Origin of the sequence: Vibrio ouci (assembly GCF_004551525.1) — a bacterium.
GTDB lineage: Bacteria > Pseudomonadota > Gammaproteobacteria > Enterobacterales > Vibrionaceae > Vibrio > Vibrio ouci.
On record NZ_SATR01000001.1, the window covers coordinates 368,313 to 384,759 of the forward strand.

Annotated in this window: 16 protein-coding genes; 3 read left to right on the forward strand and 13 right to left on the reverse strand. The window is 45.1% G+C overall.

What is annotated here, in order from left to right; genetic code table 11:
• From tmk to yceD, 11 genes are all read right to left on the reverse strand, one after another.
• Entirely contained in the window at positions 1-630 is a 630-nt protein-coding gene (gene tmk / locus ELS82_RS01555) for a dTMP kinase (RefSeq protein ID WP_134833898.1), read from the reverse strand.
• Positions 627-1,643, reverse strand: a complete 1,017-nt coding sequence (gene mltG, locus ELS82_RS01560; protein ID WP_134833899.1) for an endolytic transglycosylase MltG — start codon at positions 1,641-1,643, stop codon at positions 627-629. The genes tmk and mltG overlap by 4 nt, the downstream gene beginning before the upstream one ends.
• Positions 1,640-2,443: an aminodeoxychorismate lyase gene (gene pabC, locus ELS82_RS01565; protein ID WP_134833900.1), complete on the reverse strand. Its 804-nt coding sequence runs from the start codon at positions 2,441-2,443 to the stop codon at positions 1,640-1,642. Before pabC ends, mltG begins: the two co-directional genes overlap by 4 nt.
• A 97-nt stretch (positions 2,444-2,540) precedes the next feature.
• The gene (gene fabF / locus ELS82_RS01570) at positions 2,541-3,785 is read right to left on the reverse strand and encodes a beta-ketoacyl-ACP synthase II (RefSeq protein WP_053438273.1); all 1,245 of its coding nucleotides are present in this window, start codon (positions 3,783-3,785) and stop codon (positions 2,541-2,543) included.
• Between the two features lie 91 nt (positions 3,786-3,876).
• Complete coding sequence (gene acpP, locus ELS82_RS01575) at positions 3,877-4,110, reverse strand: acyl carrier protein (protein WP_004406112.1); 234 nt, start codon at positions 4,108-4,110, stop codon at positions 3,877-3,879.
• Positions 4,111-4,415: 305 nt separating this feature from the next.
• Positions 4,416-5,150, reverse strand: coding sequence for a 3-oxoacyl-ACP reductase FabG (gene fabG, locus ELS82_RS01580; RefSeq protein ID WP_167489192.1), 735 nt, complete (start codon positions 5,148-5,150; stop codon positions 4,416-4,418).
• A 27-nt stretch (positions 5,151-5,177) separates the two neighbouring features.
• Positions 5,178-6,101: an ACP S-malonyltransferase gene (gene fabD, locus ELS82_RS01585; RefSeq protein WP_134833902.1), complete on the reverse strand. Its 924-nt coding sequence runs from the start codon at positions 6,099-6,101 to the stop codon at positions 5,178-5,180.
• A gap of 76 nt (positions 6,102-6,177) precedes the next feature.
• On the reverse strand, positions 6,178-7,128 hold the full coding sequence (locus ELS82_RS01590; RefSeq protein ID WP_134833903.1) for a beta-ketoacyl-ACP synthase III: 951 nt from the start codon (positions 7,126-7,128) through the stop codon (positions 6,178-6,180).
• A 5-nt stretch (positions 7,129-7,133) separates the two neighbouring features.
• Positions 7,134-8,159: a phosphate acyltransferase PlsX gene (gene plsX / locus ELS82_RS01595; protein WP_134833904.1), complete on the reverse strand. Its 1,026-nt coding sequence runs from the start codon at positions 8,157-8,159 to the stop codon at positions 7,134-7,136.
• Positions 8,160-8,168: 9 nt separating this feature from the next.
• Positions 8,169-8,339 (reverse strand): 50S ribosomal protein L32, encoded by a 171-nt coding sequence (rpmF, locus tag ELS82_RS01600; RefSeq protein WP_004414666.1) that lies wholly within the window; start codon positions 8,337-8,339, stop codon positions 8,169-8,171.
• A gap of 30 nt (positions 8,340-8,369) precedes the next feature.
• Positions 8,370-8,897, reverse strand: a complete 528-nt coding sequence (yceD, locus tag ELS82_RS01605; protein ID WP_053438277.1) for a 23S rRNA accumulation protein YceD — start codon at positions 8,895-8,897, stop codon at positions 8,370-8,372.
• Between the two features lie 148 nt (positions 8,898-9,045).
• On the opposite strand from yceD, the gene ELS82_RS01610 reads away from it, so the two are divergent.
• Complete coding sequence (locus ELS82_RS01610) at positions 9,046-9,627, forward strand: Maf family protein (RefSeq protein ID WP_134833905.1); 582 nt, start codon at positions 9,046-9,048, stop codon at positions 9,625-9,627.
• 171 nt (positions 9,628-9,798) lie between these two features.
• Here the strand turns inward: ELS82_RS01610 and rluC are convergent, their stop codons facing one another.
• Entirely contained in the window at positions 9,799-10,743 is a 945-nt protein-coding gene (gene rluC, locus ELS82_RS01615; RefSeq protein ID WP_134833906.1) for a 23S rRNA pseudouridine(955/2504/2580) synthase RluC, read from the reverse strand.
• A gap of 573 nt (positions 10,744-11,316) precedes the next feature.
• Between rluC and rne the strand changes: the two genes are divergently transcribed.
• Together rne and ELS82_RS01625 are read left to right on the forward strand one after the other, a co-directional pair.
• Positions 11,317-14,274, forward strand: coding sequence for a ribonuclease E (gene rne, locus ELS82_RS01620; protein ID WP_134833907.1), 2,958 nt, complete (start codon positions 11,317-11,319; stop codon positions 14,272-14,274).
• A 300-nt stretch (positions 14,275-14,574) separates the two neighbouring features.
• A complete protein-coding gene (locus ELS82_RS01625; protein WP_134833908.1) occupies positions 14,575-16,122 on the forward strand; it encodes a SulP family inorganic anion transporter in 1,548 nt (515 codons plus the stop codon).
• Between the two features lie 56 nt (positions 16,123-16,178).
• Here ELS82_RS01625 and ELS82_RS01630 read toward each other — a convergent pair.
• Positions 16,179-16,447, reverse strand: a 269-nt coding sequence (locus tag ELS82_RS01630) for an IS4 family transposase (protein ID WP_279630700.1), incomplete at its 5' end; no start/stop codon positions are given.

Sequence of the window (16,447 nt, forward strand, 5' to 3'; positions counted from 1 at the left end):
TTACGCTTTCATCCAAGTGGTTAACACGTTTGAAATATCGGCCGCTACTTTCTCAATTTGTTGTTCAGCATTCACAACAACGACCGATTCGTCTTGCTCAGCGAGTTGCAGGTAACGCTCACGAGTACGATCAAAGAAGCTCATATCCATCTTCTCAATACGGTCTAGCTCACCGCGGCCACGAGCACGCTCTAAACCAACGCGAGGATCAATATCAAGATAAATCGTTAAGTCCGGCTTAAAATCACCTAGCGTAGTTTGCTTTAGCGCTAACATCGTTTCGGCTGGGATCTTACGACCACCACCTTGATAAGCCTGTGATGACATATCATGACGATCACCGACGACCCATGTTCCAGCTTCTAGTGCTGGTTTGATGACGTTTTCAACTAACTGAACACGCGCCGCATACATCAAAAGTAATTCCGTCATATCTTGAAGTTGCTCGCCTTCATGCTCTTGCTTAACTAATGTTCTTAGCTTTTCGGCAAGTGCCGTTCCGCCTGGCTCACGGGTATTGGTAATCGAGTCAACGCCTGACTGCTTTAGTGTCTCTAATACCGCATTAATTGCTGAACTTTTTCCTGCGCCTTCAAGGCCTTCGATTACGATGAATTTAGCGTTTGTCATTTGTTGCTTCTTAGTTGTTTTAAGTATGCTCGAACTGCGCGGTTATGCTCAGCCAAAGATTTGGAAAATACGTGTCCGCCTTTACCGCTTGCGACAAAGTAAAGGTAATTGCTGTCTTCAGGGTTAAGCGCAGCTGCGATAGATGCTTCGCCCGGCATCGCAATTGGCGTTGGTGGCAGACCAAAAATTGTGTAGGTATTGTATGGCGTTGGTGTACGTAAGTCTTTCTTGCGAATGTTGCCATCGTACTTATCACCCATACCATAAATGACGGTAGGATCCGTTTGCAGACGCATACGCTTATTGAGACGGTTAACGAACACAGATGCAACGCGCTCACGCTCAGACTCAACCGCGGTCTCTTTTTCGATGATTGAGGCAAGGATTAGCGCTTCATAGGCCGACTTTAATGGTAGCTTTTGTTGGCGCTGTGCCCACTGCTCATCTAATACAGCCTGCAGCTTATTCGCAGCTCGTTTCAAGATATCGAGATCAGAAACACCAAAGGTGTAGTGATACGTTTCTGCAAGCAGCAGCCCTTCAAGCTTTTCATGCTCAGAGCCCAACAGCTTGGCAATATCTGCTTCTGTTAAGCCTTGCAATTCATGCTCTAAATAAGGCGAACTTTCTAAAATTTCTCGCCACTCTTTAAATGTCGAGCCTTCAACAAACGTGATCGAAAATTGATGTTCTTTGCCCTGTTTAAATTCTTCTAGAACTTCTCTTAGAGTCAACTCAGGCTCAATTAAGTAAGTACCCGCTCTCAGCTGAGTGAGATCTGGGTGAAAGCGACGAACCAACTTCACCATATCGCTGCTTTCAATAAGCCCTGCACTAGTCAAACTTGCCAATACTCGGTTAAAGCTAGTCCCAGATTCGATAGTAAAGATTTGTGGTTCTTCAAGTTGAAGTGGCTGGCTGACATATTGCTCTACCTGCTGAGCAACGTAGAAGTAACCTCCTGCGGCTACACTAGCAACCAAAAGCAAAAATAGAGTGATTTTCTTGATCACGAGTCGATCATCTCCTGAATTCGTTTTGTAATTTTTCCAATATCAAAGCTGGTTGAGCCTATACGGGTAATTGGAGCAACACCAAGTACCGAGTTTGAGACAAAAACTTCATCGGCTGACAGTAACTCTTCAAGTTTGAAGTCACCAATTGAAGCTTCGAGCGGTAGTGTCTGCACCTGCTCTAATACGATTCGTCTCATCACACCATTTACCCCTGCATTTCGAAGGTCGGGGGTAAACAAAGTCGCATCTTTAACCCAAAATAGATTCGCCATCGTTGTTTCGACAACATAGTCACAAATATCAAGCACAACACCGTCAGCATTCCCTCCGTCATCGAGCTCCGCTTTTGCGAGAACTTGTTCAAGGCGGTTGTTATGTTTGTGTCCGGCGAGTAATGGATTGTGACCAAGTCGAGTACGACAGATTCCAAGCTCTAATCCTCCACTCACCCATTGTTCATAGTGAGAAGGATAAATAAAGTCGCTAATAGTAACATTTGGTGAGGCTACTTGAGTAGGGCTATATCCCCTGCCCCCTTCTCCGCGACTAATATGCAGTTTCAGGCCCGCTTTTGTGTCTGGCTTAATCGCTTGTTGCAACCAATGCTCAACTTGATTCCAGTCGGGCCGAGGTATAGCAAGTAAATCCAAACAGGCATTCATTCTCTCTATGTGCCTCGGCCAGTACTGAATACGACCGCCACGTGTCAGCATGGTTGTAAAGCAGCCATCGCCATACTGAAATGAACGGTCAGACAATGAAATCGAATCAGCAAGTTTTCCATTGAGCCAAAACATAGCGAGTCCTTGAATTGAATTTATAGGGGTATTAAATAACAAAACGGCTTAATGCCAAAGCATTAAGCCGTTTAATTAGACTCAGTTAAACAGTTCTTTAGATTTTTTTAAATACTAGAGAGCCGTTGGTACCGCCGAAGCCGAATGAGTTACAAATAGCGTAATCCATTTGAACTTCTTTCGCTGTATGAGGAACTAGGTCGATATCTTCAAGACCTTCAGCGCGGTTATCTAGGTTGATTGTTGGTGGAACAATCTGATCAACCAAAGACATAACAGTAATGATTGCTTCAACCGAACCTGCAGCACCTAGTAGGTGACCCGTCATAGATTTCGTTGAAGAAACTTTAACCTGTTTAACGCCTTCTTCACCTAGAGCACGACGAACGCCTTTAATTTCTGCAACATCACCTGCTGGCGTCGATGTACCGTGAGCGTTTACGTAACCAACTTGAGTACCAACGATACCTGCGTCACGCATTGCCGCTTCCATAGCCAGTGCACCACCAGAACCATCTTCAGAAGGAGAAGTCATGTGGTAAGCATCACCAGACATACCGAAACCAACAAGTTCAGCGTAGATCTTAGCGCCACGAGCTTTAGCGTGTTCGTACTCTTCAAGAACCATCATGCCTGCGCCATCACCCAGAACAAAACCGTCACGGTCTACATCCCATGGGCGTGAAGCTTTTTGAGGTTCATCATTGCGAGTAGACAATGCTTTCGCTGCTCCAAAACCAGCCATACCTAGCGGAGTAGATGCTTTCTCTGCACCACCAGCAACCATCGCTTCTGCGTCGCCGTATGCAATCATACGCGCCGCGTGACCGATGTTGTGAAGACCTGTTGTACACGCCGTCGAGATCGCGATGTTAGGACCGCGAAGACCACGCATAATAGATAAGTTACCTGCAACCATGTTAACGATGGTTGATGGAACGAAGAACGGGCTAACCTTACGAGGGCCCTTTTCAACTAGCGCTGTGTGGCCAGTTTCAATCAGATCTAGGCCACCAATGCCTGAACCGATTGCTACACCTACACGTGGTGCGTTTTCTTCGTTGATTTGTAAACCAGAGTCATCTAGCGCTTGGATACCTGCTGCAATGCCGTACTGGATAAATAGATCCATTTTACGTGCATCTTTCTTTGACATGTATTCTGTACAGTCAAAATCTTTAACAAGGCCCGCAAAGCGAGTTGAGAAGTTTTCAGCATCAAAGTGTTCGATATTAACGATACCACTTTGACCTGCAAGCAGGGCTTTCCATGATGATTCTACGGTGTTGCCTACCGGTGACAACATACCCATGCCAGTGACAACAACACGACGCTTGGACACGATATTATTCTCCGGAAAATGAAATGATTCTATGGAAGGATAGAAGGGTTTAAAAGAACACAGGCGGCCAGAAGGCCGCCTGGGAGAGATATTACTGAGCGCTGTTTACGTAGTCGATTGCAGCTTGAACAGTAGTGATTTTCTCAGCTTCTTCGTCTGGAATCTCAGTGTCGAATTCTTCTTCTAGAGCCATTACTAGTTCAACAGTGTCTAGAGAATCAGCACCTAGATCATCAACGAATGAAGCTTCGTTTTTAACTTCAGCTTCGTCTACACCTAGCTGTTCAACAATGATTTTCTTTACGCGTTCTTCGATGTTGCTCATTTTTTCTTTTCCTTTACAGATTTCGCTCAATGCGATGATTCAGTAGTTTATTCGAACTACTGAAAGTTGCAAGAGGGACCTTGCTGGTCAAACCACAATTTTAGCGATTTTAACCGAAATTCAATACATTTTTGACTTAAATCATGCACAAATCTTGTGCAGGATAGTGTCAATAATCTCAAACTATAGGCTACTTTCCTTACAAAAAATAGCCTAGTTGACGACATTAAGTGCAAATTAACACGATTGCAGAGATTTGAGTGAAAATTAATGTAAAAGTTCACAAATATCTCTACGAAAGCGTTTTACACCATGTACATACCGCCATTTACATGCAAAGTCTCACCAGTAATGTACGCAGCTTCTGGAGAAGCTAGGAATACAACTGCTGAAGCAATTTCACGTGGGTCACCTAGACGACCTGCTGGTACGTTAGATAGCGTCGCTGCACGTTGGTCATCATTCAGTGCTTTAGTCATATCTGTTTCGATAAAACCAGGTGCCACTGTGTTCACAGTAATGCCACGAGAAGCAACTTCACGAGCCATAGACTTAGTGAAACCGATAACGCCCGCTTTAGCCGCTGCGTAGTTTGCTTGACCTGCGTTACCCATAGTACCAACAACAGAACCAACGTTGATGATACGACCCGCACGTTTTTTCATCATGCCACGTAGAACCGCTTTAGACATACGGAAGATTGGCGTTAGGTTAGTGTCGATGATGTCATCCCACTCTGAATCTTTCATACGCATAAGTAGGTTGTCGCGTGTGATACCTGCGTTGTTCACTAGGATATCAATCGCACCAAACTCATCGTTGATAGTCTTCAGTGTTGCTTCGATAGACTCAACATCTGTTACGTTTAGAGCAAGACCTTTGCCGTTCTCACCAAGGTACTCACTGATTGCAGCCGCGCCGCCTTCAGAAGTTGCAGTACCAATTACTGTCGCACCGCGCTCTACAAGCAGCTCAGCGATAGCACGACCGATACCACGGCTTGCACCAGTAACTAGAGCAATCTTACCTTCTAGGTTCATCATGTTCTTTATTCCTATGTTCTTCTATTACTTAGCAGCGTCTAGAGATGCAGCATCATTTACTGCCGCGCCACTTAGTGTCTTAACAATTCGTTTTGTTAGGCCAGTTAGAACTTTACCTGGACCAAGCTCAAGAAGTTTCTCTACACCTTGCTCGCTCATTAGCTGCACGCTTTCAGTCCAACGAACTGGGCTGTATAGCTGACGTACAAGTGCGTCTTTAATTTTTGCAGGGTCAGTTTCAGCTGCAACATCAACGTTGTTGATTACTGGCAGTTGAGGTGCATTGAATTCTAATTCTTCTAGTGCCACCGCTAGCTTGTCAGCTGCTGGCTTCATTAGCGCACAGTGTGAAGGAACTGAAACTGGTAAAGGAAGTGCACGCTTAGCGCCCGCTTCTTTACATAGTGCGCCAGCGCGCTCTACAGCGTCTTTACTACCTGCGATAACAACCTGACCTGGAGAGTTGAAGTTTACTGGTGAAACAACTTCACCTTGCGCTGCTTCTTCACACGCTTTAGCAATAGATTCATCATCAAGACCGATGATTGCGAACATTGCACCAGTACCCGCTGGTACCGCTTCTTGCATTAGTTGGCCACGAAGCTGAACAAGTTTGATCGCTTCTTTAAAATCGATAACACCTGCACATACTAATGCTGAGTATTCACCTAGGCTGTGACCCGCTAGGTTTGCTGGTTGCTCAAGGCCAAGCTCTTGCCATACACGCCAAATAGCAACAGAAGATGCTAGCAATGCTGGTTGAGTACGATGCGTTTGATTTAGGTCTTCAGTAGGACCATCTTGAACTAATGCCCAAAGGTCATAGCCTAGAGCGTCAGACGCTTCAGCAAATGTTTGTTTAACTACGTCATACTGCTCGCCAAGCTCAGCAAGCATACCGACAACTTGTGAACCTTGACCTGGAAATACAATAGCAAACTTGCTCATTTTCGTTTCCTTAAAACAAAGTAAGAAAGATAAGATGCCGTTGTGGCATCTTAAATTTAAATCTTGAAACTAAAACTTAGAACTTAACTAGCGCTGAGCCCCAAGTGAAGCCGCCACCAAATGCTTCTAGTAGTAATGTTTGACCACGCTTAATACGACCATCACGTACTGCTTCATCTAGCGCTGTAGGAACCGTCGCTGCAGATGTGTTGCCGTGTTTATCAAGGGTGATTACTACTTGGTCTAGTGACATTGACAGTTTTTTCGCTGTCGCCGAAATAATGCGGTAGTTGGCTTGGTGTGGTACTAACCAATCTAGCTCAGACTTGTGCATATCGTTTGCAGCAAGCGTATCTTTAACAAGCTTAGACAGTTGCGTTACCGCGACTTTGAATACTTCATTGCCAGCCATGTGTAACCATTTGTCCGCGTCTTTGCCGCGCTCAGGTACTTCAAGGCTTAGTAGCTCACCGAATCGACCATCTGAATAAATGTGTGTCGATAGAATGCCCGGCTCTTCACTTTGACCAACCACAACTGCGCCCGCTGCATCACCAAATAGAATGATTGTCGAACGGTCTGTAGGGTCACAAGTTTTAGAGAGCGCATCGGCACCAATAACAAGCACATTTTTGCACATGCCCGATTTAATATGCTGATCAGCCACTGACAATGCGTAAACAAATCCTGAACAAGCCGCGGCTAAATCAAACGCTGGACAGCCTTTGATCTCAAGCTTAGCCTGAACCTGACACGCAGATGATGGGAATGTATGGCTGCCGCTCGTGGTAGCAACGATAATAAGGTCGATATCGTCCTTATCAATGCCTGCCATTTCAATCGCGTTTTTCGCAGCTAAGTAACCCATGTCGGCTACTGTTTCATTTTCAGCAGCAATGCGACGTTCTTTAATACCAGTGCGAGTTACAATCCACTCATCACTTGTATCTACCATTTTCTCTAGATCTGCGTTTGAACGCACCTGAGATGGCAGGTAGCTGCCAGTACCTAAAATTTTGCTATACATGAAGACTAATAATGCCTCTCGAGTAAAACCGCTTCCAAACGATCGCTAATACGGTTTGGTACTTGTCGTTGGACCTCATGCAGCGCCTCACCAATTGCATTGATGACTGCGTCTACATCAGCACTTCCGTGGCTTTTTATGACAATGCCGCGCAATCCTAGCAAACTTGCACCATTATACTGGTCGGGGTTCAATGTTTTTAGCTCATTAAATAAGCTAGATAATAATTTTCTTGCAATCCAACCCTTTATAGATGAGGCCATCATGTGTGATTTCAACTTATCTATAAATATTTGGGCTGTCCCCTCGCATGCCTTCAGACAGACGTTTCCGACAAAACCATCACAAACAACAACATCTGCGGCATCATGAAGAAGTTGATTTCCTTCAATATAACCAACAAAGTTCACCGATTTGGTTTGAGACAGCATTTCAGCACAGCGCTTGACAAGATCATTACCTTTTATTTCTTCAGCACCTATGTTGAGAATCGCGACTCTCGGCGGTCGTTGTAGATATTGCTCTGCCAATGCACTGCCCATAACCGCAAACTGGAATAAAGAGTCTGCGTCACTGGAAACATTCGCACCTAAATCTAGCATCCAAGTACGGCCACCGGAGGCAGTGGGTAAAGCGGAAATAAGCGCAGGGCGTTCAATACCAGGCAGTAGCTTGAGCTTAAATCGAGACAAAGCCATTAAAGCGCCGGTATTACCGCAACTAACACAAGCATCAGCTTGGTTATCAGCCACGAGCTCAATCGCTGTTCCCATGGAACTGCCTTGACTGTTTCTTAATGCGAGAGAAGGTTTTTCGGAATTAGAGATCACTCGGTCTGTGTGTTGAATACTCAAACGAGAATTCGTCTGAAAACCAAGCGAAGATAATTGAGACGTGATCTGAGATTGATCACCAATAAGGATCACTTTTAGCTCTGGGAAATGCGACAGTGCCTGCACGGCGGCAGGCACTGTGACGCGAGGACCGAAGTCCCCGCCCATTGCATCAAGTGCAACGGTTATATTTTGCAAAGGTCAACCTTACTTGTTGATAACCTTTTTGCCACGGTAGTAACCTTCAGCAGTTACGTTGTGGCGTAGGTGAGTTTCACCTGAAGTTGCGTCTACAGAAAGTGCTGCTGTAGTTAGGGCATCGTGTGAACGACGCATACCACGCATTGAACGTGATTTCTTGCTCTTTTGTACGGCCATTGACCCTACTCCTATGTAAGTATTAAAGAATTACTTCTTTAAGCTTTTTAAAACGTCAAATGGATTCGGCTTCTCTTCTTCCACAATTTCTTCTGGAATCTCACCAAACACCATATTATCTGAATCAACGCTACAGTCCGCTTCTTCATGCATTGCTATTTGAGGCAAGTTTAGAATGAACTCGTCTTCAACTAACTGTATTAGGTCTAACTCACCGTACTCGTTCAGATCTACCAAATCGTACTCTTCCGGTGCTTCCTCTTCAGTCCTTTCACCGCGATACGGTGTATAGGTGAATTGGACATCGCACTCATGTGCGAAAACCTCATTACAGCGCTGACACTCTACGTCGACTACGATGTTAGCTTTACCAGAGATAACAACGAGTCGCTGCTCATCTAAGTCAAATGACAGTGACACTTGGGCGTCGCGTTTAACGCCTTCAACTGATTCCAATAAGCGCTTAAAGAGACTAACTTGAATAATACCTTCAACATCTAGTCGCTTTTGAGCTGCGCGTGTCGGATCAATCGTACGCGGTATTTTTACCTTTTGCATAGGGCGCGAATTCTATCTTCCAAATCGTTTATAGTCAAAGAAAAAGGGCAAAAAGTTGTACTTTTTTTCCTTATCAGCGAGAGAGCTAGTATCACAACCATAATATCGATTAAGCTCACACTAACCCGCCGTTAGATTGTAAATTAAAATGCAGAATTACCAACTAGTTTTAGCCTCAACCTCGCCATACCGCAGACAACTGCTCAATAAACTAGCAGTAGAGTTCGAGACCGCATCGCCCGGGTTTGATGAGACTCCATTAGATAATGAAAGCCCAATCGAGCTTGTCACCCGCTTGGCGAAAGGCAAAGCACAGTCATGCCCACTCACAAAACCGAGCTTAGTGATAGGTAGCGATCAAGTTTGTGTGATCAACGGTAAAATCATCGGTAAACCTCACACCCGCGAAAAAGCCATCGAGCAACTCACCCAACAAAGTGGTCAATCGATCCAGTTTTATACCGGGTTAGCGCTATATAATTCGCACACTAATGAAACCGAGGTCAAAGTCGACACTTTTACGGTTCATTTCCGTCAACTGACTGCGAAGCAAATCGCCAATTATGTAGATAAGGAAGAGCCTTTCTTCTGCGCCGGTAGCTTTAAAAGCGAAGGATTAGGTATTGCGCTATTTGAACGATTGGAAGGCAAGGATCCGAATACTTTGGTCGGACTGCCGTTGATAGACTTAATTGATATGCTCGAAGCACAAGGGTTTGAGGTGCTTTAACACCTAGCACAAAAAAACAAAGGGAGACGCTGTTACGCCTCCCCTATATGACCAGCCAATAAGTCCGTCATTCCATAGAGCGACGAAGGAGTGAGTAGGGAATCTCCTGCAGTAACCTAATTGCTTTAAAAAATACCCAACTCGGTCGCCCCCCCTCTCAGGAATGACGCTTTATAGCTTACGTAGCCCAGCCAACGCTTTCTCTAACTTAGGCTCCATTGGGGCATTAATCTCCATCCACTCATCGTTCGATGGGTGTTGGAACTTGATATTAGCCGCATGTAAGAACAGACGATCTAACCCGACTTGCCCAGTGTAAGCATCAAAGCGGCGATCACCATAACGATCATCCCACGCGATTGGATGACCTGTATATTGGGTATGGACGCGAATCTGGTGCGTACGCCCGGTAATTGGGCTCGCTTGAATCAAGGTCGCATCAGCAAACTTTTCAAGAATCTTAAAACGAGTTTCTGACGGTTTTCCTTTTGGGTTAACACGAACAATGCTGTTCACTTCATTTTTCAGCAATGGCGCATTGACCACTTTGCAATTGGCTTTCCATTGGCCCATCACCAAAGCAAAGTAAAACTTCTTCACGGTCTTTTCACGGAACTGGGCTTGTAAATGGCGTAGCGCAGAACGCTTTTTCGCTACCAGCAGGATGCCAGAGGTATCTCGGTCAATACGGTGAACAAGCTCTAAGAATCTAGCTTCTGGTCGAAGGGCTCTTAACGCTTCGATTGCACCAAACTTTAACCCGCTGCCACCATGAACCGCTGTACCTGAAGGTTTGTTGAGAATCAGCATATGATCATCTTCATGGATAATCATGTGCTCTAGTTCTGCTACCTTATTAAGCTTAGTGCTCGGAGCCGCCTCTTCCGGTTTCTCTTCAATGGTCACTGGCGGGATACGAACCAAATCGCCCGCTTTTAGCTTGTATTCAGCCTTGATGCGTTTTTTATTTACACGCACCTCTCCCTTACGCAAGATTCGATAAACCATGCTTTTAGGGATACTTTTCAATTGGTTGCGTAAGAAGTTATCAATACGCTGACCCGCCATATCTTCGTCAATATCGACGAACTGGACTTTTGTTCTAATTTCGCTCATGCGTTTATTCTAACACCCTAACTTGCGCAGAATCACATTTTCTTCGCAACAAAATGGAAAATAGCTTAATAAGAGTGAATTCAAAATCCTCTACGGATAAAAATCCATCAAATTTATTACATTTTTCAAAAAAGAGCTCAATAGCACCTATAAAACAAACACTTATAAAAAATAAAATCAGCTTTTTCAGCGTTTTATTATAAAGCAGATTGCTGAGTTTAGTGGGTACTGCTATAGTTCACACCTGCAATATATGAGTTGGTTGCATTTTAAACAAACCTTCCCATATTTTGAGCAATAGAATGAGTAGCTCGCTAATTTACCAAAATGCTGCATACGGCGTAAGACATTTCGGAATTGGCAATCTTGTCACTCTACTCGTCGCACATCATGTTGAGTATTTTCCGCCGATTATGCGGCTTACAAGCTGAACGAGAAAAGCTTGTGAGACTGAAGTGCCCCAAGAGCATCCCTCCAGCCGGGAGGCTGCAACGATTAAGCCATGGGATCAGGCACCGTGAACGCGACCGCAATGACAAGAACAAAACAAAAGAATGACAACGAGATTTATCAATGAAAAGAATGTTAATCAACGCAACTCAAAAAGAAGAGTTGCGTGTTGCTTTGGTTGATGGTCAGCGCTTATTCGATTTAGATATCGAAAGCCCTGGTCATGAATCTAAAAAAGCAAATATCTACAAAGGACGTATCACACGCATCGAACCAAGCCTAGAAGCGGCTTTTGTTGACTATGGTGCAGAAAGACACGGTTTCCTCCCTCTTAAAGAAATTGCCCGCGAATACTTCCCTGAAGGTTACACCTACCAAGGCCGTCCAAGCATTAAAGAAGTGCTAACTGAAGGCCAAGAAGTAATCGTACAAGTAGAAAAAGAAGAACGTGGTAGCAAGGGCGCTGCTCTTACTACGTTTATCTCTCTCGCGGGTAGTTATTTAGTTCTTATGCCAAACAACCCTCGTGCAGGCGGTATTTCTCGCCGTATCGAAGGTGATGAGCGTACTCAACTAAAAGCTGCACTAAGTACTTTAGAACTGCCTCAAGGCATGGGTCTAATCGTACGTACAGCTGGTGTTGGTAAAAGTGCTGAAGAACTTGAGTGGGACTTAAACGTACTTCTGAACCACTGGGGCGCAATCAAGCAAGCTTCTGACTCTAACGCTGCACCTTTCTTGATTCACCAAGAGAGTAACGTGATTGTTCGCGCTATCCGTGACTATTTACGTCGCGATATCGGCGAAATCCTTATCGACAGCAACACGATTTATGAGCGCGCGCTAGAGCACATCGGTCTAGTTCGTCCAGACTTCGTCAACCGCGTTAAAAAATACGATGGTGAAGTTCCACTGTTTAGCCACTACCAAATCGAAAGTCAGATCGAATCTGCGTTCCAACGTGAAGTTCGTCTGCCTTCTGGTGGTTCAATCGTAATCGACCCAACTGAAGCGTTAACTTCTATCGATATCAACTCTGCTCGTGCAACGAAAGGTGGTGATATTGAAGAGACAGCTCTAAATACTAACTTAGAAGCTGCTGAAGAAATCGCTCGCCAACTACGTCTACGTGACTTAGGTGGTCTAGTTGTTATCGACTTTATCGATATGACGCCTGTGCGTCACCAGCGTGAAGTTGAAAACCGTCTACGTGATTCTGTTCGTATGGATCGCGCTCGTGTACAAATCGGCCGAATTTCTCGTTTTGGTCTATTAGAAATGTCACGTCAGCGTCTGAGCCCATCTCTTGCAGAAGCGAGTCACCACATCTGTCCTCGCTGTACGGGTACTGGTGTCGTTCGTGACAATGAATCATTAGCGCTATCTGTTCTTCGTCTTATCGAAGAAGAAGCGTTAAAAGATAATACCGCGCAAGTACTGGCCGTTGTTCCTGTACCTATCGCGTCTTACCTGCTTAACGAAAAGCGTCGTTCAGTTAACCACATTGAACGCATTCAAGAAGTGAAAATCACTGTTGTACCTAACTCAGATATGGAAACACCGCATTTCGATGTTATCCGTGTCCGTGAAGGTGAAGAGTTTGATCTGCTTTCTTACCTACTTCCTAAGAAGCTTGAAGCAATGAAGGAAGCTGAAGGTAAAGAGCCTGTAGAAGTTGAAGCTAAGCCTAAGAAGATCGAAGAACCTGCACTGAAAGGTTTCGCATCTCCTAGCCAAACAGCTCCAGCTCCTGCTACTCCAGCGCCAACAGCAAAACCGGCACCAGCTAAAAAGGCTAAGAGCGAACCTGCTCAAGATGAACAGCCTGGTTTGGTAAGCCGCTTCTTTAAAGCTCTAGGTAGCTTCCTATTCGGTTCTTCTGAAAAAGAAGAAGAGAAGAAAGAAGAGCAAAAGCCTAAAGAGCGTAAAGAAGGCAACCGCAATAATCGTAACCGCCGCAACCGTAACGATAACCGTCGCCGCAACAACCGTGACAGCCGCGACAATCGTAACGAGAACCGTGAAGACAAACGCGATAACAAGCGTAAGAACACTCGCGATGAAGCAGCGAATGAAGCGAAACCAAATGAGCGTAAGCAACAGAACCGTAAGCCTAAACAAGATCGCCGTAACAAGCGTGAAGATGTTAAGCCAAGTAAAGTTGCTGAAGAAGGTCTAAAACTGGCAGCAGACGCGCAGCAAACTGACAAGCCTGATGTACGTAAAGAGCGTACAGAAGAGAAAGCAGCGAAAGTTAAAGAGCGTCGTCAACGTCGTAAGCTATCTAAGCAAGTTCGCGTTAAAGACCAAGCTAACAAAGCGAAAGCTGACGAAGAAGCGAAACAAGTTCAATCAGAAGCAAAAGCAGATGCTGTTGAAGAAAAAGCAGTTAACGCAGTTTCTGAAGAATCTGAAGAGCAACCGAAGCAACGCCGTAACCGTCGTTCACCTCGTCACCTACGTGCAAGTGGTCAACGTCGTCGTCGCGGTCGTGATCGTCGCCCTAACCCATTCCGCCTACGTAAAGGTGGTGTAGCATCTCCAGAAATGGCGATGGGTAAAGTAATGCCAAGCTACGGCATCACTAAACCAGCACCGAAGCAGCAAGCGAAAACAGACAACGTTGACGCTCCGATTGTTGAAGCGAATGTAGAAACTAACGTGGCATCACTAGGTGGCTTTGCTTGTCCTGAAATGGCAATGGGTAAAGTGATCGTTCGTCGTGAGCAACCTGTAGTTGAAGCAAAAGTAGAAGTGACTGCTCCTGTTACTCCTGAAGTAAAACCTGAGCCAGTAGTTGAAGCACCAGCAGTTGTTGAAGCTCCAGTCGTAGTTGAAACTATCGCTGAAGAAGCACCAAAAGTTGAAGAAGCGAAAGCTGCTCCTTCTGACATTGTGGTTCCTCAAAGCTTCAAAGGTCACGCCTCTGCCGCTATGGCAAAAGCACCAGGCAACACAGAGATGAAAGAAATCACTGTCAATGCCGCACCTTTCAAAGCTGAGCGCTACGAATCACGCGGTGCAGGTAGCCAAGTTGCTCGCAACCAAGCTGGCGCAGCGATGACCAAACCTCAGTTCTAGTACTGCTATAACTCGATAATAAACAGCCTCTTATTAAGAGGCTGTTTTTTTATCTAACGAGCGTTTGAGCCTGTAACAAGCCCGCTAACGAACCCACTCAATTTTGTTGCGAATAATTGATCACAAATATTGTTCGATATCTGTATCAATCTTGAACTTAATCACACTTTTCGGTAGCATGCGCCGACTCGATCTGAATTGTTGAATTTGGTCTTTCTGCTCTTTTACATTGCATTTTTGCCCGCTGGCGACTAAATACAATTCAGAATACTTTTAAACACTTAGCCAAACTGAGCAAATATGTTTGAATTTCCCCAATTTTCTAAACACTCTGTGAAGAACGATGTGTTGTCAGGTCTAACAGTAGCACTCGCTCTTGTCCCTGAAGCCGTTGCCTTCGCTTTTGTTGCTGGTGTTGACCCAATGGTTGGTCTATACGCAGCATTTATCGTAGGTCTAATTACGTCTATCTTCGGCGGCCGCCCAGGTATGATTTCTGGTGCGACGGGTGCGATGGCAGTCGTAATGGTTTCTCTCGTTGCAACCCACGGTGTTCAGTACCTATTTGCGGCAATAATGTTAGCAGGTATCATTCAGGTAGCTGCCGGCGTCTTTAAGCTGGGTAAATTTATCCGCATCGTTCCACATCCGGTAATGATCGGTTTTGTGAACGGCCTTGCTATTGTTATCTTCCTCGCTCAGCTAGGCCAATTTAAAGCACCAGACCTTTCTGGCGCTCTAACTTGGTTACCTCAAGATCAAATGATGTTGATGCTTGGCCTTGTTGCTCTGACAATGGGTATCATCCACTTCCTGCCTAAGTTCACCACAGCAGTACCATCATCTCTGGTTGCTATCGTAACAGTAACGGCATTAGTGGTAGGTCTAGATCTTGAAACACGTACCGTAGTGGACTTCCTACGTACAATGTCTGGTGATGAAGCGGCAACTTTAGCTGGCTCTCTACCAACCTTCTCTATTCCAACAGTGCCATTTACGCTAGAAACATTCCAAATCATCCTGCCATACGCAATCATCCTTGCGGCTATCGGCCTAATTGAGTCACTACTAACACTGACTGTTCTGGATGAAATGACTAACACTCGCGGCCAGTCAAACCGTGAATGTATCGGTCAAGGTATGGCGAACATGACTTGTTCTGTGTTTGGTGCGATGGGTGGTTGTGCGATGATCGGTCAGTCAATGATCAACGTAAACTCGGGCGGCCGTGGTCGTCTATCGGGTATCGTTGCTGCTGTTGCATTACTGATGTTCATTCTATTCGCTTCAGCGCTGATTGAAATGATCCCTCTAGCAGCACTAGTTGGTGTGATGTTCATGGTAGTTATTGGTACATTTGAGTGGGCAACATTCAAGCTTGCACGCCGTGTACCAAAACAAGACTTCTTTGTTATCGTGCTAGTAACCGTTGTTACGGTACTCACTGACCTTGCAGTTGCCGTATTCGTTGGTGTTATCGCTTCTGCGCTTATGTTTGCATGGCAACACGCTAAGCACATCTATGCTGATACTCACACTAATGACGAAGGTTCTAAAGTATACAAGATCAACGGTCCAGTATTCTTCGGCTCTACCGCTAACTTCCTCGAACTATTTGACGCAGTAAACGACCCGCAAGATGTGATTGTCGATTTTGCTAACTCTCGCGTTACTGACCATTCAGCAATCGAAGCGATCGATACTATTGCTGAACGTTACTCTGTACTTGGTAAGACACTGCACCTGCGCCACCTAAGCCAGGACTGTGTTAAGACTCTGCATAAAGCGGGTAGCCTAGTTGAGGTTAATGACGCAGAAGACCCTATCTATAAGGTTATGTCGAGCTAAGACTCAGCTTACAGCAGTCATATAAATTAAGGGCTTCCAATTGGACTGTCTCTTGATCACAAGTCTAGTGAATCAAGAGACTTAGCCAGTTCATACCCTTCAAGGATGGTTTGYAGCCTAAACCATCCTTGCCATAACGTCTTTATRGAAGCGCGATCCGTTCGCTTAGTATTCTTCCARCCACCTAATCGTGCAATGCCTCTGTAAGCCCATGATATATTAGGTGCTTCTTTAGGTAGCTCTTTTYCTTCAAGCTTTAGCCACATTAGCTTCCATGCTTTTCCTTTTAATACCTGCTCACAACTGCTCTTAGATAATTCGTTTG

Excerpts from the sequence above, each read along its gene's own strand:
- ELS82_RS01590 (WP_134833903.1), bottom strand. The coding sequence starts at position 7,128 with ATGTATAGCAAAATTTTAGGTACTGGCAGCTACCTGCCATCTCAGGTG.
- rluC (WP_134833906.1), bottom strand. The coding sequence starts at position 10,743 with ATGAGCGAAATTAGAACAAAAGTCCAGTTCGTCGATATTGACGAAGAT.
- rne (WP_134833907.1), top strand. The coding sequence starts at position 11,317 with ATGAAAAGAATGTTAATCAACGCAACTCAAAAAGAAGAGTTGCGTGTT.
- pabC (WP_134833900.1), bottom strand. The coding sequence starts at position 2,443 with ATGTTTTGGCTCAATGGAAAACTTGCTGATTCGATTTCATTGTCTGAC.
- acpP (WP_004406112.1), bottom strand. The coding sequence starts at position 4,110 with ATGAGCAACATCGAAGAACGCGTAAAGAAAATCATTGTTGAACAGCTA.
- ELS82_RS01610 (WP_134833905.1), top strand. The coding sequence starts at position 9,046 with ATGCAGAATTACCAACTAGTTTTAGCCTCAACCTCGCCATACCGCAGA.
- fabG (WP_167489192.1), bottom strand. The coding sequence starts at position 5,150 with ATGAACCTAGAAGGTAAGATTGCTCTAGTTACTGGTGCAAGCCGTGGT.
- yceD (WP_053438277.1), bottom strand. The coding sequence starts at position 8,897 with ATGCAAAAGGTAAAAATACCGCGTACGATTGATCCGACACGCGCAGCT.
- tmk (WP_134833898.1), bottom strand. The coding sequence starts at position 630 with ATGACAAACGCTAAATTCATCGTAATCGAAGGCCTTGAAGGCGCAGGA.
- ELS82_RS01625 (WP_134833908.1), top strand. The coding sequence starts at position 14,575 with ATGTTTGAATTTCCCCAATTTTCTAAACACTCTGTGAAGAACGATGTG.
- fabD (WP_134833902.1), bottom strand. The coding sequence starts at position 6,101 with ATGAGCAAGTTTGCTATTGTATTTCCAGGTCAAGGTTCACAAGTTGTC.
- rpmF (WP_004414666.1), bottom strand. The coding sequence starts at position 8,339 with ATGGCCGTACAAAAGAGCAAGAAATCACGTTCAATGCGTGGTATGCGT.